Raw genomic sequence first — 19,521 nt, 5'->3', positions numbered from 1 at the left:
AGGTAGCAGGTCGATCATGCGACTCGCGCTCGTTCTGATGGGAGGCGGCGCGCGCGCCGCATACCAGGTCGGCGTGCTGAAGGCGCTGGCCGAGATCGCGCGCGAGGCCGATCCGCAGCGGCACACGCTGCCGTTCGCGATCGTGTGCGGCTCGTCGGCCGGCGCGATCAACGCGACGTCGATCGCGAGCCACGCGGACGACTTTTCCCATGGCGTGCGCCGCCTGCTCGAATTCTGGGAGCCGCTGCGCGCCGATTACGTGTATCGCACCGACTGGCTCGGCATCGCGGCCGCCGGCGCGCGCTGGCTCGCGACGATGACGTTCGGCTGGGCGGCGCGCCGCTCGCCGCGCGGGCTGCTCGACAACACGCCGCTCGCGCACCTGCTGCAGCGCGAGCTGAGCTTCCACCGGATCGAGCAGATGCTCGAGGCGCGCCTGCTGCACGCGCTCGCGATCACCGCGCTCAGCTATTCGAGCGGCCGGCACCTCACCTTCTACCAGGCCGCCCAGCCGATCCAGGCGTGGCGGCGCGCGCAGCGCACCGCGCGGCTCGTCGACCTGTCGGCGTCGCACCTGCTCGCGTCGTCGGCCATTCCGTTCGTGTTCCCTGCGGTGCCGCTCGTGCTCGACGGGCAGATCGAGTACTTCGGCGACGGCTCGATCCGGCAGATCGCGCCGCTGTCGCCGGCGATCCACTTCGGCGCGGACCGGATCGTCGTCATCGGCGCGGCCGATCCGCGGCCCGAGATTCCGGCCGCGAACGGCGCGGGACGGGCCCGTGGTTATCCGACGCTCGCGCAGATCGGTCAGCAGGTGCTCGCGAGCGTGTTCCTCGACTCGATCGGCTCGGACATCGAACGGATCGAGCACATCAACCGGATGATCGAGCATCTGCCGCACCAGGTCGAGGTCGACAGCGGCTGGCGGCACGTCGACGTGCTCGCGATCGCGCCGTCCGAGCGCATCGAGCTGATCGCCGCGAAACACCTGAAGCAGATGCCGGCGACGATGCGCGGGCTGCTCGGTGCGATCGGCGGCAGCCAGCCGGCCGGCGCGTCGTTCGCGAGCTATCTGCTGTTCGAGGAAGCCTTCACGCGCGAGCTGATCGAACTCGGCTACCGCGACGGCCGGGCGCAGCGCGAGACGCTCGCCGGCTGGATCGCGCAGGCCGACGGCAGCAGTGCGCCGGCGGCCGGCACGCCGCCGGAAGACGGTCTCGCGACCGGCGAAATACGGGTCTGACACGCGCAGGCGCAATGTAAGGTTGCGTTTTCGCGACGGTCGGCCGCGACCGATCGCCGCACCGTGGCTGGCGGCACGCGACGGGGCGAGCGTCTCGGAACCGTCATGCACGCGTGCTATCATGGCCGCCGCCGTATACACCATATCGAGCAGCCCGCCGATCCGGCATCCGCACGGGACCTTTCGGGGACCCGCCTGGGGCAGGGGACGGGCGCGCCACTGAGCCGGCCAGCGCCGGCCCCCACTCAGGCAAGCGCGGCCGGCTCCGTCCGAACGGAGCGGGGTTGCGGCATGCCCAACGGCGGCAACGCGGCCGCCAGGCAGCCGGACGAGGAATCAGCGTCCGGCGGGCCGGTTTCCCGCGTAAAATTAGAGTCTTGGCTGCAAAAAGCGCGCGTGGCGTGCTTGCGCGGCAACAGTCACGTTTAGAGAAGTCGCATTGCGCAGAACAGGGGTGGGACCATCATGAACACCATGCTTTATCCGGAACTTTACAGGTCGCTCGAAGCTGTCCGTTGGGACATGGAGAAGGACATTCCGTGGGACAAGTTCGACGCTTCGCTGCTCACCGACGAGCAGGCGAAGACGATCAAGATGAACGCGATCACCGAATGGTCGGCGCTGCCCGCGACGGAAATGTTCCTGCGCGACAACCAGCACGACAGCGACTTTTCCGCGTTCATGAGCGTGTGGTTCTTCGAGGAGCAGAAGCATTCGCTGGTGCTGATGGAATACCTGCGCCGCTTCAAGCCCGAGATGGTGCCGACCGAAGAGGAACTGCACGCGGTGCGCTTCCAGTTCGATCCGGCGCCGCCGCTCGAGACGCTGATGCTGCACTTCTGCGGCGAGATCCGCCTGAACCACTGGTACCGCTGCGCGGCCGACTGGCACACCGAGCCCGTCATCAAGCAGATCTACGAAACGATTTCGCGCGACGAAGCGCGTCATGGCGGCGCGTACCTGCGCTACATGAAGAAGGCGTTGAACAACTGCGGCGACGTCGCCCGTGCCGCATTCGCGAAGATCGGCGTGCTGATGGCGTCGGCGCGCCGCACCGAGAAGCCGCTGCACCCGACCAACCTGCACGTGAACCAGGCGCTGTTCCCGCGCGACACCGTGCAGTCGCGTCTGCCGGATCCGGAATGGCTCGAGCGCTGGCTCGACGAGCAGATCCGGTTCGACGGCGAGTGGGAGAAGAAGGTCGTCGAGCGGATCCTGCACAACCTGTCGATCCTGTTCGAGCGCACGTTCGCGACCGCGCAGGAATTGAACCGCTACCGCAAGGAAGTCACCGGCCGCCTGCAGGCAGAAAGCGGCCCGTCGTCGGCCGCGCAGCCGGCCTGAGGCCGGCAGGGGCCGCCGTCGGCGCGAGTCGTACCCGATTCGCGCCCGGCGCGCGGCACCGTGTCGCGTTCATCGCATGAAGCCCGCCCGGCCGGTCCGGCGGGCTTTTTATCGGGTGCCGCCGTCGCGCGAGCCGTTGTCCATTCCGTCCGCTCTTCATCATGTCCGCCACTTTCGAACGCAAGCTGATCACCCGTGATGCCCTCGTCGCGCTGCGCGCGTCGCTGCCGTCGCCCGTCGTGTTCACCAACGGCGTATTCGACATCCTGCACCGTGGCCACGTCACGTATCTCGCCGATGCGAAAGCGCTCGGCGCCTGTCTGATCGTCGGCGTGAACAGCGATGCGTCGGTGCGCATGCTCGGCAAGGGCGACGACCGGCCGATCAACCGCGAAGAGGATCGCGCGGCATTGCTGGCGGCGCTGGAAAGCGTCGACTGGGTCGTGACGTTCGCGGAAAAGACGCCGGTGTCGCTGATCGAGGCCGTCCGTCCGGACATCCTCGTGAAGGGCGGCGATTACGACATGGATGCGCTGCCGGAATCGGCGCTCGTGCGCGGCTGGGGCGGCCGTGCGCTGGCGATCCCGTTCGAGCACGATCGCTCGACCACCGCGTTGCTGAAGAAGGTGCGCGCGCAACAGCCCTGAGCGCGACGCGGCGTCGTCACGGGGCGGACGCCGCGAGCGGTGCGGTCGTGACGGCTGGCGCCGCGATCGGGCCGCCGACGACGGGCTGATCGGTCGCCCGCAGGAGCGGCGTCACATGCAGCGCGTCGGGCCGTACCTGCCGCGACAGCACGCCGGGTTCGCGCGGGCCGGCCGCCGGCAGCGGCCCGAACACGCCGCGCGCCACCACGAACGCGAGCATGTTGGCGAGAAAGAGAACAGCGATCAGCCAGCGCAGCATCGTCGAAACTCCTTGTCGTCATTGACGTGGTTCACGTCGTTCAGTCGAGCCGGCCGCAGGGCCGGCTTTTTTCATGGCTTCCGTGGATCGTCCGTGCGGGCCGCTGGCGCGGCACCGCGCGGATGGCATCGTCGGCGTGAAGCCGGCCCGTTTGGGCTTGCGTCGTCACGCGCCGGCGCGATGCCGGCGCCTTTGCATCAATCCGGCGCCGTTGCCGGGTCGGCCGCGTCCGCGGCGATCAGCGCGAGCCCGGACAGGATCAGCGTGTCGTGCCGGGTATGCGCGATCGTCAGCGCACGCGCGACGTCGTCCGCCGCGCCGCCTGCCAGCACGAGCCGCACGGGCGCCTGCCACGCCGCGACGAGATCGCGCCACGCGCGTTCGATCAGACCGGCTTGCGCGTACAGGCACCCGGCCGACAGCGAGCGCGGCGTATCGACCTGGAACGGTTCGGCCTGCGCGCCCGCGAGCAGGCCGCTGGCGATGTCGGTGGTCAGCGTCGGCAACTGCGCGGTGTGCGTGCCGAGCGCGCGCATCATCAGCGCCCAGCCCGGCGCGATCAGTCCGCCCGTGAAGCAGCCGTCCGCGCGCAGTGCCTCGAGCGTCGTCGCGGTGCCGAACGTCGCGATCAGCAGATGCTCGCCCGGAAACGCCGCGTGCGCGCCGATCAGGCCGGCCCACCGGTCGCTGCCGAGCTGCTCGGGTGTCGTATAGCCGTTCGTCACGCCGCATTGCGCGGGCCGCGAGCGGATCGTCGTGCGCGGCAGGCCCGGCCAGCGCGCGTCGAGCAGCGCATCGATCCGCGCGGCCACGTCGGCGCCCGCGACGTTCGAGATCCATGCGCCGCGCGGCCGCGGCAGGCGCGACCAATCGGGATCGGCGCCGCCGTCGCGCGTGTGGCCGAACGCGCCCGTGTCGACGAGCGTGCGCCGCGCGTCGGCGAGCGCCCACTTGATCCGGCTGTTGCCGGCGTCGATCAGCAGGTGCGGTTCGCTCATTGCGCTTCGCGCAGCGACACGTCGCCGGCCGCGATCGTCTGTACGCCGTTCGGCGTGTCGAGCAGCAACTGGCCGGTCGCGTCGATGCCCGTCGCGATGCCGCGCGCCCGTTCGACGCCCTGTTCGAGCAGCACGACTTCGCGGCCGGCGTACGCGTGCAGCGCGTGCCAGCGCGGCAGGAACGGCGCGAGGCCGTCGGTGCCGAACTGTGCGAGCGCGGGCGTGAGCGCGTTCAGCGACGCGGCGAGCGTATCGGTGAGGTTCGCCGACGCGCACGCGATCGACAGCGCGGCGGGCGGCAGCCCGCTCGCGAGCGTCGCTTCGCGCGCGCGCAGCGCGTCGACCTGCGCGGCCACGGCTTCCGCGCCGCGCACGTTGATGCCGAAGCCGATCACGACCGCGGTGGCGTCGGCAGTGGTCCAGACGGTTTCGATCAGGATCCCGGCGAGCTTGCCGACGATACGCGGCGTGCCGTCGTCGTCGGTCGTCAGCAGCAGGTCGTTCGGCCATTTGAGCGCGACCCGCATGCGGGCGTCGAGCGGCAGCGTGGCCAGCCCTTCGGCGAGCGCGACGCCGATCGCGATGCTGAGGCCGCCGAGCGCATCGATGGCGCGCGGCACGATGCAGCCGACCGAGCACAGCAGCGCATTGCCGGGCTGCGCGAACCACGGGCGGCCCTGCCGGCCGCGGCCGGCCGTCTGCTCGAACGCGACGCGCACGAGCGGCGCGGGCAACGCGCTCGCGGTGCGCGGCAGCGCCTTGAGCCGGGTCGCGACGTCGGCGTTGGTCGAGCCGGTGGCGGCGACGATGTCGAGCGGCCACGCGCGCGGCGTGGCGTCCAGGTGCGCCTCGAGCCGGTTGCGCGCGATGTGCGCGTCGCCGGATTCGGGCGTGTCGGAGGAGGTGGGGGCGTTCATGGCGCCTATTGTAGCGACAGGGGGCGTTGGCGCGCGCCGGACGGCGCACGCAACCTGCGGGACGACACGGCGGGCTTGGCGCGGCATCGCTATCCGCTCCAGCGCCTCGATGCCCGCTTCCGACGTCATCTCGCACGCGAGCAGCGTCTTGCCCTTCAGCGCCGGGCCTTGGCGGGTCGAAACGAGGATCGGTGCGCCGCCGACGCCGCGCGGCCGACGCATGCGAAGCAACCACCGTTCGGCCAGGTCACGCTCGCGCGTCCCCTGGCCGAACGGCCATCACGGCGCGACGACCGGGTGCTTCAGCGCATGCGCGGTCTCGATCCACTGCGCGTGGAACTCGTCCGCGTCGGGCCGAAGCCCGAGTTCGCCGTTGCGATAAGCCATCGCAAGCGTCTGCACGGCTTCGGGCAACTCGTGTTCGGCGGCCCGGCGATACAGCGCGAGCGCGCGCGCTTCGTCGCGCGGCACGCCGCTGCCGTCGCGGTACGCGTTCGCGAGCATGAAGTCGGCGGCCGGGATGTCCGCGCGCGACGCGATGTCGAACCAGTGCGCGGCCTGCACCGGGTCGGCCGCGATGCCGTAGCCGCTGCGGTAGATCAGCCCGAGGTAATACGCGGCGGCCGGGTCGCCCTGTTCGGCGGCTGCGCCGAGCAGCGCGCGGGCGCGTGCATAGTCTTTCGGGAGGTCGCCGCTGCCGAGCAGCAACGCCTTGCCGAGCGCGAGCTGCGCGCGCCGCGCAGCCGGCGCGTCGGCCTTGCCGGCGGCCGCCGCGGCGGTTTCCAGCCAGCCGCGCCCCTCATCGCGCAGCTCCGGCTCGTGCGCATCGACGAGCGCGATGCCGAGCGCCGCCTGCGCGGCGCCCGAGCCGCGGCGCGCGAGCGTGCGCAACTGGGCCAGCGCATGCGGCTCGTTCGCCTGCGTGACCATCGCCTGCCATTCGTCGAGCTGCGCGGCGCTCGGCGCGGGGCCGGCGCCGCGCAGGCCGGTCATCGTGACGACGGCCGCGACGGTCACGGCCGCCGCCGCGAGCAGCGCGGCGGGCGGGAGTTTCGCGCGCAGCACGCGCCGCGCGGCGGCGGCGAAGCCGGTTTCGGCGGGCCGCATCGTCCGGATCGGTTGCATCGCGTGTCTCATTGCGTGAGGTCGATCTCGTAGGTCGCGAGGTTCTTGCCCGAGCCGTCGTCGGCCGCGACCTGCGTGATGCCGGTCAGGCCGGCCGCCGCCGCATCGCCGAGGCGGTTCGGCGCGGACGCGAACTGCACGTGCGCGACCGAGCTCGCGAGTTTCGTGAAGCGCCAGCTGCGTTGCGCGCCGTCGGCCGCACGCGTGATCGCGCCGCGCTTCTTGATGAACGCGATCAGCACGTCGCGGTTCGCATCGGGCGACGCGAAGATCGTCTTGCTGCCGTCGAGGCCCGGGAAATTGCCGCCGCCGCTCGCGCGGTAGTTGTTGGTCGCGACGATGAACTGCGCGTTCGGGTCGATCGGCGCGCCCTTGTACGTCAGGTTCCTGATCCGGCTGCCGACCGGCTGCGTGACGTCGATTTCATACGCGAGGTCGGCCGACGTGAACATGTCGAAGTTGTAGCCGGGGAAGGTGCTGACGAGCGGCTGCACGGTCGCCTTGGTCGGGTCGATCCGGTTGAAGCGCTTGGCGGCCGTCTCCAGCCAGTTCTTCACGTCGGCGCCGCTCACCTTCACCGCGTACACGGTGTTCGGATACAGGTACAGGTCGGCCGCGTTGTTGATCGCGAGCGCGCCCGGCGCGACGTCGGTGTAGTCGGTACCGCCGCCGAAGCCGCTCTTGAACGGCGCGCTGACCGACAGCACCGGCAGCGACGCGTATTGCGGCAGGTTCGCCTGCACGTAGGTCTTCACGTAGTCGGCCTGCGCCTCGTTGACGATCTGGATCGCGCCCGGATCGCCGACGTCCGCGAAGTACGAGTTCATCCGGTAGTCGGTCGAGCCGATCGGCGTCTTCACGTAGTCGATCGTCGCCTGGTGCTCGGCCGCGATCGCGGCGGACACCGACGGGTCGGCCGCGACGTAGCTCTTGTCGGCGTTCTGGATCGGCCGTGCCTCGACGGTCGTCTGCGACTTGTCGACGATCCACGTCTTGCCGTCGAACTTCAGGCCGAGCTTGATCACGCCGAGATGCTTGCCCCAGTAGTTGGCCATCACGGTCGGCACGCCGTTGACGGTGCCCTTGACCTTGTCGACGCCCGGCAGGTTGAACTGCGACACGGTGCTGTTCGCGTCCGGGAACACCTGGTGCGAGTGGCCGATCAGCATCGCGTCGATGCCGGACACCTTCGACAGCCACCAGCTGCCGTTTTCCATCGTCGGCGAATACGCGGAATTGTCGAGGCCGCCGTGCGAGATCGCGACGACGAGATCGGCGCCCTTCGCGCGCATTTCCGGGATGTACTTCTCGGCCGCTTCCTTCAGCCCGGTCGTATAGACCTTGCCGTCGAGCCAGCGCTTGTCCCAGTTCATGATCGCGGGCGGCGTGAAGCCGATGATGCCGATCTTCACGGGCGCGCTGACCGTCTTGCCGTCCGGCGTCGTGGCCGTCACCGTGCGCGTCAGGATCGTGTACGGCGTGAACAGCGGCGCGTTGGTCTTCGCGCTGATCACGTTCGCGAGCACCTGCGGGAAGTTCGGGCCCGCGCACTTCTTCTGCTGGGCGGGCGCGGGCAGCCCGTCGACCTCGAAGGTGTTGCCGGTCACCTGCGACAGGTACGGCAGCCCGTAGTTGAACTCGTGGTTGCCGATCCCGCCGCCGTCGAATTTCGCGGCGTTCATCACCTTGTAGATCGCGAGCGTCTGGTCGCAGCCGACCGGCTTCACGAGCGCCTGGTAGTCCGACAGCGCGGTGCCCTGGATCGTGTCGCCGTTGTCGAGCAGCAGCGTGTTCGGGTACTGCTTGCGCGCCTGCGCGATCAGCGTCGACACGCGCTCGAAGCCGAGCGAATTGTCGGCGGCGAGCTTGAAATAGTCGTACGACAGCACGTTGGTGTGCAGGTCGGTCGTCTCGAGCAGCGCGAGCGTGGCCGTCGTGCCGACGGGCGCCTGGGCCTCGGGCTGCGACGGCGGCGTGGCGGTGACGTCGTCGCCGCCGCAGCCGGCGAGGACGAAGGCGAGGCTGGCGAGCGCGGCGGCGGCCGGTACGTGGCGGCGGGAAAGCGGGGGGAGACGCATCGGTTGTCCTGTTCGGTGTTCTGTTTTATGAAACGCGAGATACGCACGAATGGCGGCGCGGCGCGCCGACGGCCTGATGTGCGGCGCGTGAGAGTATCGAAAGGAAACGTGACGGAACAATGAAAGGTCGCGATGCCGGCGGCGGGCAGGCTCGTGGCGGCTTCGGGCTGATCGGCCGGCGCCCCGGCCCGGCGCTCTCGACCACGCGCGCCGAGCGCGGCGGCCCCGGCTGCGCGCCCCCGCTCGCGCCCCGAGCTCGCCGCCCACACGGAAATCCTCACGTCGCGGCGCCGGGCGGTTCGCTACAATGGCCGCTGTCATCCTTTTGCAAACAACCTGCCCTTGGACTTCGAGACTCCTCCCGGCCTGTCGGTCGACGTCGGCGGCCAGGGCCAGACGGTGCGCCTGACCGGCCAGTGGACCGCGCTCGCGCTCGCGCGCAATCGCGGCGCCGTGGCGCGCCGCGTCGCGAGCATCGCCACCGGGCGCGTGAGCGAATGGGATCTGTCCGGCATCGAGCGGCTCGACCACGTCGGCGGCCAGGCGCTGTGGCGCGTATGGGGCCGCAAGCTGCCGGCCGGCGTCGCGCTGAGCGCCACGCAGCGCACGATCTTCGAGCGCATCGAGCGGCTCGACAGTGAACGCGAGGCGCCCGAGCGCGTGGTGCGCGTCGATCCCGTCACGCGGCTCGGCCAGGCGATCTTCTCGTTCGGCGAACACCTGCAGGGCGGCATCGCGATGTTCGGCCTCGTGATCCTCGATGCGCTGTCGGTGCTGCGCCGCCCGCAGACGATGCCGTGGAGGGAAACCTCGGCGAACATCTACAGCGCCGGCGCGCAGGCGCTGCCGATCACCGCGCTCGTCGCGTTCCTGATCGGCATCGTGCTGAGCTACCTGTCCGCGCAGCAGTTGCAGACGTTCGGTGCGAACCGCTACATCGTGAACATCCTCGGGCTGTCGGTGATTCGCGAGCTCGGCCCCGTGCTGTCGGCGATTCTCGTCGCGGGCCGCTCGGGCTCGGCGATCACCGCGCAGATCGGCGTGATGCGCGTGACCGAGGAACTCGACGCGATGCGCGTGATGGGCATCCCGCACGGGCTGCGGCTGGTCCTGCCGCGCGTGCTCGCGCTCGGCGTCGCGATGCCGCTGCTCGTGATGTGGACCAACATCATCGCGCTGACGGGCGGCGCGATCGCCGCGAAGTTCGTGCTCGGCATCGACGTCAATTACTTCGTGCGCTCGCTGCCGGGCGTGGTGCCGATCGCGAACCTGTACATCGGCCTCGGCAAGGGCGTCGTGTTCGGCATGCTGATCGCGCTGGTCGCGTGCCATTTCGGCTTCCGGATCAAGGCGAACTCGCAGAGCCTCGGCGAAGGCACGACCACGTCGGTGGTGTCGTCGATCACGGTCGTGATCCTCGCCGACGCGGTGTTCGCGATCCTGTTCCAGAACGTGGGGCTCGGATGAACGCATCGAACGAAACGACCGCGCATGCCGCGGCCATCGGCGCCGGGTCGGTCGGCGCCCGGCCCGACGTGGCCGGCGATGCCGGCGACCTCGTGATCGAGGTGCGCAACCTGACCAAGCGCTACGGGCGCAACATCATTCACCAGAAGCTCGACTTCGACGTGCGGCGCGGCGAGATCGTGTCGATCGTCGGCGGCTCGGGCTCCGGCAAGACGACGCTCGTGCGCCAGATCCTCGGCCTGGAGCGGCCGACGTCGGGCACGATCAAGGTGTTCGGCGAGGATACGGCGACGATCGACGACGCCAGCGCGCGGATGATGCGCACGCGCTCGGGGATGCTGTTCCAGCAGGGCGCGCTGTTCTCGTCGATGACGGTGTTCGACAACGTCGCGCAGCCGCTGCGCGAGCTCGGCCGCGTGCCGCCGGACCTGCTGCACGACATCGTGATGCTGAAGCTCGAGATGGTCGGGCTGCCGTGCAAGCACGCGTCGAAGATGCCGGCCGCGCTGTCGGGCGGGATGGTCAAGCGGGTCGGCATCGCGCGCGCGATCGCGCTGGAGCCCGAGCTGCTGTTCCTCGACGAGCCGACGGCCGGCCTCGATCCGCAGGCGTCCGACGAATTCGTCGAGCTGATCGCGACACTGCACCGCACGCTCGGGCTGACCGTCGTGATGGTGACGCACGACCTCGACACGATGGTCGCGCTGTCGACGCGCGTCGCGGTGCTGGCCGACCGCAAGGTGCTGGTCGCCGCGCCCGTCGAGGAGGCCGCGAACGTCGACCATCCGTTCATCCACGAATATTTCCTGGGGCTGCGCGGGCGCCGCGCATTGCAGGCGCTGCCGCCCGAGCGGCGCGCGAAGCTGCCGAAGGCGGCCCTCGAACCGGCGCTGTCGAGCGTCGAGCTGTAGAAGCAAGGAACCCGCGAATGGAAAACAAATCACATGCGTTCTGGGCCGGCCTGTTCACGATCGCGCTGACGCTCGCGATCGCGGGCACCGTGTTCTGGTTCAACGTCGACCGCACCGTGCGCGTGCCGTACGACCTGCTCGCGCGCACCAACGTGACGGGGCTGTTCCCGGACGCGGCCGTGCGCTTTCGCGGCCTCGACGTCGGCAAGGTGCAGTCGATCGGCTTCGATCGCACGCATCCGGGTCAGATCCGGATCCGCATTCTCGTCGATCACGACGCGCCGATCACGCAGTCGACCTACGGCAGCCTCGGCTTCCAGGGCGTGACGGGCATCGCATTCGTGCAGTTGGAGGATACGGGGCGCGATCTGTCGCCGCTGCCGTCGTCGCCGAAGGCGATCGCGCAGATCCCGATGCGGCCGAGCCTGTTCGACCAGATCCAGGAGCGCGGCGACGTGCTGCTGCGGCAGCTCGAACTGGCCGCGAAGAGCGCGAACGCGCTGATGTCGCCCGAGATGCGCGAGCAGTTGCGCGCGACCGCCGAAAGCCTGCAGCACGCGGCCGACGGCGCCGCGACGCTGACGAAGCAGCTCGGCCCGGCGGTCACCGCGCTGCCGGAGACGATGCACGAGGTGAACCGCGCGATGGCGTCGGCGAACACGCTGATGCAGCCGAACGGGCCCCTCGTGTCGAACCTGAACAAGGCCGGCACGGCCGCCGAGCAGGTCGGCGTCGCGCTGAACGGCCTCAATGCGCGCGTGCAGTACGACACGCTGCCGCGCTTCAATGCGCTGGCCGACAGCGTCGGCGACGCGTCGCGGCAATTGAAGGACGTCGCCGGTGAACTCGGCCGCAACCCGCGCAGTCTGTTGTTCGGTTCGCCCGGCGCGGCGCCGGGGCCCGGCGAAGCAGGCTTCGTGTGGCCGGGTGCCACGGCCGAGAAGTGAAGCGCAAACCCATCGAGGGTCCAGCCGGAAACGGCCGGGTCATGACGCCCATCGAAACCGGAAACATCATGCAGGAATACGCCATGCCACGAATCCTTGACCGCGCGCTGCGCCCGGCCGCGGCCGCGCTGGCCGTGCTGACGCTCGCACTGGCGGCCGGCTGCGCCGGCAACGACGCGGTGCTGTCGAACATCCGCTACGACCTCGGGCCTGCGTCGTCGGTGACGACCACCGGTTCGGGCCCCGCGCTGAAGGTGCTCGACGTCGCCGCGCCCGACGCGCTCGACTCGGACAAGTTCGCGTACCGGCTCGCGTACGCGGATGCGCAGCACGTGGCCGTCTATCGCGACAGCCGCTGGACCGCGCCGCCCGCGCAACTGCTCACGCAGCGGCTGCGCGGCGCGCTGTCGTCGCGTGGCACGGTGCTCGAAGGCGCCGACGGCGTGCGTGCGCCGACCCTCAAGGTCGACCTCAGCGAATTCGAACAGGTCTTCGACGGCCAGTCGCAAAGCCACGGCGCGGTGACCGCGCGCGCGACGCTGATGCTCGACGGCAAGGTGCTCGGCCAGCGCACGTTCGTCGCGCGCGCGCCGTCGAGCACGCCCGACGCCGCCGGCGGTGCGCGCGCGCTCGCGGCGGCCAGCGACGAACTCGTGTCGCAGATCGCCGCGTGGGTCGGCGTGCAGGCGTACGCGGGCACGCCGTGACGCAGGCCGTGCAGCCGCGATGAACGTGCCGGGCCCGCATCGCGCGTCACCGCTCGCACGGCAGGCATTTGCCGCCTATGCGGCGCTGATCGTCTATGCGTCGCTGTATCCGTTCGAAGGCTGGGCGGCGCTCGGCATCGGCCCGTTCGATTACCTGTTCGCGCCGATGCAGCGCTACGTGACGACGTTCGACGTGGTCACGAACGTGCTCGGTTATCTGCCGTTCGGCGCGCTCGGCGTGCTCGCGCTGCATCCGCGCTGGCGCGGCGTGGCCGCGACGCTGATCGCGGGCGTGCTCGGCGTGCTGCTGTCGGGCGCGATGGAAGCGCTGCAGACCTATTTGCCGACGCGTGTCGCGTCGAACCTCGATCTCGGCGCCAACGCGTTCGGCGCGCTGCTGGGCGCGGCGCTCGCGGCGCCGGCCACCGGCGCGCTGCTCGACCGCGGCGTGTTGCGCCGGCTGCGCTTCGCGTGGCTGGAAGCCGATGGGTCGACGCCGCTGCTGCTCGCCGCGCTGTGGCCGTTCGCGATCGTGTTTCCGTCGCCGTTCCTGTTCGGCATCGGCGACTGGCCGGCCGCGCTGTGGGAGCGCGCCGACGCGTCGATGCAGGACGCGGTGCTCGCGTGGCTGCCGGCCGCCTGGCGCGTCAGCGAATGGCCCGAGCGGGTCGACGGCTGGCTGTCCGATTCGGCGTGGGAAGCCATGCTCGGCGGGCTGATGCTGTTCGCCGCGCTGGCGATCGCGTCGCTCGCGATGCGCCCGCACGCGCCGCGCATCCGGCTGCTGGTCGCGCTGGTGGTCGCCACGCTCGTGCTGAAGGCCGCGGCGACCTTCATGCAGTCGGCCACCGGCCTCGTCGTCGTGTGGGCGACGCCCGGCGCGCGGCTCGGCATCGAGCTCGGCTTCGCGGCGGCGCTCGTCGCCTTGCGCGTGCCGGCGACGTGGCGCGCGCTGCTCGCGGCGCTCGCGCTGCTGGCCGGCGTCGCGCTCGTGAACCTGCTGCCGGTCAATCCGTTCTTCGACTTCACGCTGTCGGGCTGGCGGCAGGGGCGCTACGTGCACTTCAACAGCCTCGCGCGCTGGCTCGCGTGGATCTGGCCCTACGCGGCGCTGATCTGGCTCGGCCAGCGCGTCGAGCACGCGTGGCTGCCGGCCGCGCTGCGCCGCTGACGCCGCAGTCCGGGCCGTGCGGCGGCGGCCGTGCCGCGGGCAGCCGCGTGCGCCGGTCGCTATAATCGTCCGCATCCTCCGTTGCCGCCTCGCGCAACGGCAATCCATCGCCCCTCTTTCCGCACGGCCTCGTGCCGGGCCGCTCGTCACCATCATGGATTCCTACTACCAGCACCACGTCTTCTTCTGCCTGAACCAGCGCGACCCGGGCGCCGAACGTCCGAGCTGCGCGCAATGCGATGCACAGACCATGCAGGAATACGCGAAAAAGCGCGTGAAGGAACTCGGCCTCGCGGGGCCGGGCAAGGTCCGCATCAACAAGGCCGGCTGCCTCGACCGCTGCGAGGAAGGGCCGGTGATGGTCGTGTATCCGGAGGGGACGTGGTACACGTACGTCGATCAGGCCGACATCGACGAGATCGTCGAATCGCATCTGCGCGACGGCAAGGTCGTCGATCGCCTGAAGATCTGAGCGGGCCGGCCGAATGAACGTTCATACGCAGAAATCGCTGATCGCGGGCCCGATCGGCCAGATCGAAATCGCGGTCGACCTGCCCGACGCCGTGCGCGAAGGCGGCGCCGCGCCACGCGGCATCGCGCTCGTCGCGCATCCGCATCCGCTGTTCGGCGGCACGATGGACAACAAGGTCGCGCAGACGCTCGCGCGCACGCTCGTGCAGTTGAACTACGTCGTCTACCGGTCGAATTTCCGTGGCGTCGGCGCGACCGAAGGCGTGCACGACAACGGCACGGGCGAGGCCGACGATCTCCTCGCGGTGCTCGCGCACATGCGCGCGCAGCCCGCGTATGCGGACCTGCCGCTCGTGCTCGCGGGCTTCTCGTTCGGCACCTTCGTGCTGTCGCACGTCGCGAAGCGGTTGCGCGATGCGGGCGAGACGATCGAGCGGATGGTGTTCGTCGGCACGGCCGCGAGCCGCTGGCAAGTGGCCGACGTGCCCGAGAACACGCTCGTGATCCACGGCGAAACCGACGACACGGTGCCGATCGCATCGGTGTACGACTGGGCGCGGCCGCAGGAGCTGCCCGTCGTCGTGATCCCCGGCGCCGAGCATTTCCTCCATCGCAAGCTGCATGTGCTGAAGCGCATCATCGTCGACGCGTGGCGCTAGCCGCCATGCGGGCGTCGGCGTAGGCGCCGGCGGCCCGTACCGCGCATCGGCCCCGGCCGGACGATGCGCGACCCTTCCCGAAACTTCACGTGACAGCGCGCCGCACAGCGCGGTGCGCCGCCTACGGCATCGCGGTGCAACCCGACTTGCACACCGCCTGCGCATGCCTTTCGCGCGGCTTCGAGCGCACGTGCCCGCCGCGTCTCCACGCTATGCTCTCGCAGCCGGTATGCGGGCGTCCGCTGCCAGGTTCGCGAAAACGCCGTTCGCGGCCACGTATAATGGCCGCATTCCGCGTCGCCCGCGGCCCGGCTGGGCCCATGCCGCGCTCGTTTCGCCGCCTGTCCGCCCGCTCGCGACGGCCGCGAACCGAACGCGTCCGCACGAGTCCAACCGGCGCGTTTCGCGTCGCCCGACGGTGTCGGGCGAGTGCCCGACACGCCCGCCGCCTTGCCGTTCAACCCTGCGCGTTTCGCACCGCACTTTCTGCCATCAGCCTGAATCGATCATGCGTCTGTCTTCCCAAGGCCTCAAGTCCCTCGCTTCCTCCATCGCCTTCGGCACCGCCGCGCGCAACGTCGCGCTCGGCGTGATGCTGCCCGTCGCGCTCGCATCGACGATCGTCGTCGCCGAGGCGAAGCCGGCCGCCAAGGCCAAGGCCGCGCATGCGGCGCCGGCCGCCGAGCAGTTCACCGGCGCGCCCGCGACCTACATGCCGGGCGCGGTGCCGCCGCCGGGCGTGAACGCGCGCTCGTGGGTGCTCGTCGACGCGACGAGCAACACGGTGCTCGCATCGGGCAATGCGGATGAACGCGTCGAGCCGGCGTCGCTGACGAAGCTGATGACCGCGTACCTCGTGTTCGAGGCGCTCGACAAGAAGAAGATCTCGATGGAGCAGATCGTCACGCCGAGCGACGCGGTACGCCGCGTCGGCCGCGACGAGTCGCGCATGTTCATCGAGGCGAACAAGCCGGTGTCCGTGCACGACCTCGTGTACGGGATGATCATCCAGTCGGGCAACGATGCCGCGATCGCGCTGGCCGAACTCGTCGGCGGCAGCGAAGGGCAATTCGTCACGCTGATGAACGACGAGGCGGCGCGTCTCGGCATGAAGGGCACGCACTTCGCCGACGTGAACGGCATGCCCGACCCGAACCACTACACGACGGCCGGCGACCTCGCGAAGCTGTCCGCGCACCTGATCCGCGATTTTCCGCAGTACTACGGCATCTTCTCGGAGAAGGAATTCAAGTACAACAACATCCGCCAGGGCAACCGCAACCGGCTGCTGTGGCTCGACCCGACGGTCGACGGCCTGAAGACGGGCCATACGCAGGCGGCCGGCTTCTGCCTGATCGCATCGGCGAAGCGCGCGATCCCCGGTGTCGACGGCCAGCGCCGTCTCGTGTCGGTGATGATGGGCGAGCAGAAGGAAAACGACCGCACGCAGGACAGCATGAAGATGCTGAACTACGGCTACAGCGCGTTCGATTCGGTGCGCCTGTTCAAGGGCGGCCAGGCGATCTCGACGCCGCGCATCTACAAGGGCAAGGACAACACCGTGCAGGTCGGCGTGAAGGGCGACCAGTGGGCGACTGTGCCGCGCGGCCTCGGCGACAAGGTCAAGACCGAAGTCGACGTGAACGCGCCGCTGATCGCGCCGCTCGCGGAAGGCCAGCAGGTCGGCACCGTGAAGATCGTCGCCGACGGCAAGACGCTGTCCGAATTCCCGGTCGTCGCGCTGCAGGCCGTGCCGGAAGCGGGTATCTTCGGACGTATCTGGGACTCGATCCTGCTGATGTTCAGCAAGAAGAAGTAAGCACGACGGGCCTTTGTTTTCACGACTTCATCCCCATCTGTCATAGCCATGAGCCAAGCCGAATTCGAACCGATCGTCTACCTCAGCGTCTCGGCGCAGGAGGAACTGGTGCCGCTGTCCGAAGCCCGTGTGCCGGTGCTCGACCGCGGATTCATCTTCGGCGACGGCGTGTATGAAGTCGTCCCCGTTTATGCGCACGACGGCGCGCACGTGCCGTTCCGGATCGAACAGCATCTGGACCGGCTCGCGCGCAGCCTGAAGAAGATCGGCATCGACAACCCGCACGATGCGGCGGGCTGGCGCGCGTTGATCGAGCGGGTGGTCGCGGCGAATGCCGAAGGCCTCGGCGACGGCAACGCGCTCGTCTACCTGCAGGTGACGCGCGGCGTCGCGAAGCGCGGCCACGCGTTCCCGGCGAACGCGGTGCCGACGGTGTTCGCGATGACGAGCCCGCTGCGCCTGCCGTCGGAAGAGGAGCGCGCGAAGGGCGTGCGCTGCGTGACGGCCGAGGACCGTCGCTGGCTGCATTGCGACATCAAGTCGATCTCGCTGCTCGGCAACGTGTTGATGGCGCAGCATGCGGCCGAGCGCGATGCGTTCGAGACGATCCAGCTGCGCGACGAAAACGTGACGGAAGGCTCGTCGTCGAACGTGTGGATCGTGAAGAACGGCGAACTGTTCGCGCCGCCGCGCAGCAACAAGATCCTCGAAGGGATCCGCTACGCGCTGGTCGAGCAGCTGGCCGACGAATGCGGGATCCGGTTCGTCGCGCGCGAGATCAGCGAGGTCGAACTGCGCTCGGCCGACGAGATCATGCTGACGTCGGCCACGAAGGAAATCCTGCCTGTGACGTCGCTCGACGATCTGCCCGTGCAGGGCGGCAAGCCGGGCCCCGTGTTCGCGGCGCTGTATGACGCGTACCAGCGTGCGAAGGCACGCGAGTTTGAACAGTTTGACCTAACCCGGAGAAAATGATGAGCGAACCGACCAAAACCGTCGAGGTCACCGGCGCGATCGAGACCCGGAAGGAGTCGCTGCTGGAGTTTCCGTGCGATTTCCCGATCAAGATCATGGGCAAGGCGCATCCCGAGTTCAAGGACACGATCTTCAAGGTCGTGGCCGTTCACGACAACGAGATCGACGTCGAGAAGATCGAGGAGCGCGCGTCGAGCGGCGGTAATTACACGGGCCTGACGATCACCGTGCGCGCGACGAGCCAGGAACAGCTCGACAACATCTACCGCGCGCTGACCGGCCATCCGATGGTCAAGGTCGTGCTCTAAGGGGCCGTTCCGGTGGCCCGGGATCAGCGCAAACGGCCGCTGATCCCTTTCCATCCTCCCTCCAGCGCGCACTCGGCGGGGCATTTTCCCGCCGCGCGCCGCGCGTCCAGCTCGTCGCACAGCCGCTTGTATTCGGCGACCTCCTCGAACAACCAGGTCCGGAACGCCTGCACGCGCGGCGTGTTGAGCAGCGGCGGCGGACACACGAAAAAATAGTGCCACGGGCTCGGCCCGTCGATGTCGAACAGGCGCACGATGCGCCCGTCGAGCAGGTCGTGGACCGCGAGCGAGCGGCGCACCAGCGCGATGCCCTGGCCCTCGATCGCGGCCAGCAGCAGGTTCGACGAATCCTGGTACAGGATCCCCCGTTTCGGCTCGGTCAGCGTATCGAGCCCGGCCGCGTCGAACCATGGCCGCCACAGCTCGTCGTCCGAGCGCAGCAGTGGGTAGTGCACGAGATCGGCGGGCGTCTGCGGCAGCTTGCCGCCATTCAGCGTCGGCGCGCAGGCCGGAAAGAACACCTCCTCGAACAGCGGCTCCACGTGCAGCCCCGGATAGCTGCCGAAGCCGAAGCGGATCGCCAGATCGACGTCGTCGCGCGCGAAATCGGTGAGCGAGTTGGTCGACTGCAGTTCGACGTCGATTTCCGGATGCCGCTCGATGAACGTGCCGATGCGCGGCGTGATGAAGCGCGCGGCGAACGACGACAGCATCGACACCACCAGCCGCCGGTCGCGGTCGCTCGCGCGCACGTCGCGCGTCGCGTCGGCGATCACCATCAGCGCGGTGCGGATCTGCTGCGCGTACCGCATGCCGGCGTCGGTCAGGCACAGCCGCTTGCCGTTGCGCGTGAACAGCTGCACGCCGAGCTCTTCCTCGAGCGCGCGCACCTGGTGGCTGACCGCGCCGTGCGTGACGAACAGCTCGTCGGCGGCGCGCGAGAAGTTCTCGTGGCGCGCGGCGGCTTCAAACGCGCGAATCGCGTTCAGCGCGGGGAGCTGGCGGAGGTCCATTTGCTAATTTTCCTCACATCGACGTGAAAATTGGTCGTTTGGTCGGACGCCTTCGAGTGACTACGATTGTAGCCATCGGAGCACTTATTGGCGGAGTCGATCATGCAAGAAATCTCTTCAAGCATCACCTTCGAAATTCCCCCGGGCGAGACCGTGCCGATGAGGGTGCAACGCAGCACGCGGCTGGTCGTCCAGTGCGGGCCGGTCTGGGCGACGCGCAGCAACGACGTCGACGACTACTTCCTGGCCGACGGCGAGACGCTGAAGCTGCGCCGCGGCGAGCGGCTGTGGCTCAGCGCGGAAGGCCGCGAGGGCGCATGCGTCGCGTTCTCGGTGTCGCGGCCGCCGCGGGAAGTCGCGCTCGGCGGGCTGACCCGGCTGCGCCAACGCGTGAGCGCGCTGTTCCATGACGGCTGGCGCACCGTCTGACCATCATTTCATCCGACGGATACCGGCGATCCG

Annotated in this window: 20 protein-coding genes; 14 read left to right on the top strand and 6 right to left on the bottom strand. The window is 69.5% G+C overall.

Features of this window, described 5'->3' with window-relative positions; genetic code table 11:
• The first annotated feature begins 16 nt into the window (after positions 1-16).
• From H0X90_RS23805 to rfaE2, 3 genes are all read left to right on the top strand, one after another.
• Positions 17-1,243 carry a patatin-like phospholipase family protein gene (locus tag H0X90_RS23805; RefSeq protein ID WP_006482098.1) on the top strand — a complete coding sequence of 409 codons (1,227 nt, stop codon included), beginning with the start codon at positions 17-19 and terminating at the stop codon, positions 1,241-1,243.
• Positions 1,244-1,708: 465 nt separating this feature from the next.
• On the top strand, positions 1,709-2,587 hold the full coding sequence (locus tag H0X90_RS23800; RefSeq protein WP_011353352.1) for a diiron oxygenase: 879 nt from the start codon (positions 1,709-1,711) through the stop codon (positions 2,585-2,587).
• A 161-nt stretch (positions 2,588-2,748) separates the two neighbouring features.
• Positions 2,749-3,234 (top strand): D-glycero-beta-D-manno-heptose 1-phosphate adenylyltransferase, encoded by a 486-nt coding sequence (rfaE2, locus tag H0X90_RS23795; protein ID WP_006497810.1) that lies wholly within the window; start codon positions 2,749-2,751, stop codon positions 3,232-3,234.
• A 16-nt stretch (positions 3,235-3,250) separates the two neighbouring features.
• Here rfaE2 and H0X90_RS23790 read toward each other — a convergent pair whose 3' ends face one another.
• The 5 genes from H0X90_RS23790 to H0X90_RS23770 form a co-directional block, all read right to left on the bottom strand.
• Positions 3,251-3,493: a hypothetical protein gene (locus H0X90_RS23790; RefSeq protein ID WP_006482093.1), complete on the bottom strand. Its 243-nt coding sequence runs from the start codon at positions 3,491-3,493 to the stop codon at positions 3,251-3,253.
• 197 nt (positions 3,494-3,690) lie between these two features.
• Entirely contained in the window at positions 3,691-4,491 is an 801-nt protein-coding gene (locus H0X90_RS23785; RefSeq protein WP_006482096.1) for a type III pantothenate kinase, read from the bottom strand.
• A complete protein-coding gene (locus H0X90_RS23780; RefSeq protein ID WP_006482094.1) occupies positions 4,488-5,408 on the bottom strand; it encodes a biotin--[acetyl-CoA-carboxylase] ligase in 921 nt (306 codons plus the stop codon). Before H0X90_RS23780 ends, H0X90_RS23785 begins: the two co-directional genes overlap by 4 nt.
• Positions 5,409-5,687: 279 nt before the next feature.
• Positions 5,688-6,533: a tetratricopeptide repeat protein gene (locus H0X90_RS23775; protein WP_034201318.1), complete on the bottom strand. Its 846-nt coding sequence runs from the start codon at positions 6,531-6,533 to the stop codon at positions 5,688-5,690.
• An 8-nt stretch (positions 6,534-6,541) separates the two neighbouring features.
• A complete protein-coding gene (locus tag H0X90_RS23770) occupies positions 6,542-8,611 on the bottom strand; it encodes a bifunctional 2',3'-cyclic-nucleotide 2'-phosphodiesterase/3'-nucleotidase (protein ID WP_058901841.1) in 2,070 nt (689 codons plus the stop codon).
• A 273-nt stretch (positions 8,612-8,884) separates the two neighbouring features.
• Between H0X90_RS23770 and H0X90_RS23765 the strand changes: the two genes are divergently transcribed.
• The 10 genes from H0X90_RS23765 (at position 8,885) to H0X90_RS23720 (ending at position 18,046) form a co-directional block, all read left to right on the top strand.
• The gene (locus H0X90_RS23765) at positions 8,885-10,078 is read left to right on the top strand and encodes an ABC transporter permease (RefSeq protein ID WP_226244851.1); all 1,194 of its coding nucleotides are present in this window, start codon (positions 8,885-8,887) and stop codon (positions 10,076-10,078) included.
• On the top strand, positions 10,075-10,989 hold the full coding sequence (locus tag H0X90_RS23760) for an ABC transporter ATP-binding protein (protein WP_006481553.1): 915 nt from the start codon (positions 10,075-10,077) through the stop codon (positions 10,987-10,989). The genes H0X90_RS23765 and H0X90_RS23760 overlap by 4 nt, the downstream gene beginning before the upstream one ends.
• A 17-nt stretch (positions 10,990-11,006) precedes the next feature.
• Positions 11,007-11,936, top strand: a complete 930-nt coding sequence (locus H0X90_RS23755; RefSeq protein WP_058901839.1) for an MlaD family protein — start codon at positions 11,007-11,009, stop codon at positions 11,934-11,936.
• A gap of 83 nt (positions 11,937-12,019) precedes the next feature.
• Positions 12,020-12,643, top strand: coding sequence for an ABC-type transport auxiliary lipoprotein family protein (locus H0X90_RS23750; RefSeq protein WP_011546311.1), 624 nt, complete (start codon positions 12,020-12,022; stop codon positions 12,641-12,643).
• Positions 12,644-12,662: 19 nt separating this feature from the next.
• Entirely contained in the window at positions 12,663-13,814 is a 1,152-nt protein-coding gene (locus H0X90_RS23745; protein WP_006499070.1) for a VanZ family protein, read from the top strand.
• Between the two features lie 154 nt (positions 13,815-13,968).
• On the top strand, positions 13,969-14,286 hold the full coding sequence (locus H0X90_RS23740; protein ID WP_006485233.1) for a ferredoxin: 318 nt from the start codon (positions 13,969-13,971) through the stop codon (positions 14,284-14,286).
• A gap of 13 nt (positions 14,287-14,299) precedes the next feature.
• The gene (locus H0X90_RS23735) at positions 14,300-14,944 is read left to right on the top strand and encodes an alpha/beta hydrolase (protein ID WP_006485236.1); all 645 of its coding nucleotides are present in this window, start codon (positions 14,300-14,302) and stop codon (positions 14,942-14,944) included.
• Between the two features lie 508 nt (positions 14,945-15,452).
• The gene (locus tag H0X90_RS23730; protein ID WP_006485243.1) at positions 15,453-16,763 is read left to right on the top strand and encodes a D-alanyl-D-alanine carboxypeptidase family protein; all 1,311 of its coding nucleotides are present in this window, start codon (positions 15,453-15,455) and stop codon (positions 16,761-16,763) included.
• A gap of 48 nt (positions 16,764-16,811) precedes the next feature.
• Complete coding sequence (locus H0X90_RS23725; protein WP_006485237.1) at positions 16,812-17,738, top strand: D-amino acid aminotransferase; 927 nt, start codon at positions 16,812-16,814, stop codon at positions 17,736-17,738.
• The gene (locus H0X90_RS23720; RefSeq protein ID WP_011546305.1) at positions 17,738-18,046 is read left to right on the top strand and encodes a YbeD family protein; all 309 of its coding nucleotides are present in this window, start codon (positions 17,738-17,740) and stop codon (positions 18,044-18,046) included. The genes H0X90_RS23725 and H0X90_RS23720 overlap by 1 nt, the downstream gene beginning before the upstream one ends.
• Before the next feature lie 23 nt (positions 18,047-18,069).
• Here the strand turns inward: H0X90_RS23720 and H0X90_RS23715 are convergent, their stop codons facing one another.
• Complete coding sequence (locus tag H0X90_RS23715; RefSeq protein ID WP_006485238.1) at positions 18,070-19,059, bottom strand: transcriptional regulator GcvA; 990 nt, start codon at positions 19,057-19,059, stop codon at positions 18,070-18,072.
• Positions 19,060-19,161: 102 nt separating this feature from the next.
• On the opposite strand from H0X90_RS23715, the gene H0X90_RS23710 reads away from it, so the two are divergent.
• Positions 19,162-19,488, top strand: coding sequence for a DUF2917 domain-containing protein (locus H0X90_RS23710; protein ID WP_006485239.1), 327 nt, complete (start codon positions 19,162-19,164; stop codon positions 19,486-19,488).
• Positions 19,489-19,521 lie beyond the last annotated feature (33 nt).

Origin of the sequence: Burkholderia sp. 9775_39 (assembly GCF_015712225.1) — a bacterium.
Classification (GTDB): Bacteria; Pseudomonadota; Gammaproteobacteria; order Burkholderiales; family Burkholderiaceae; genus Burkholderia; species Burkholderia cenocepacia.
The sequence above is the reverse complement of the archived record's forward strand: the minus strand, read 5'-3'. Positions and strand labels throughout refer to the sequence as shown.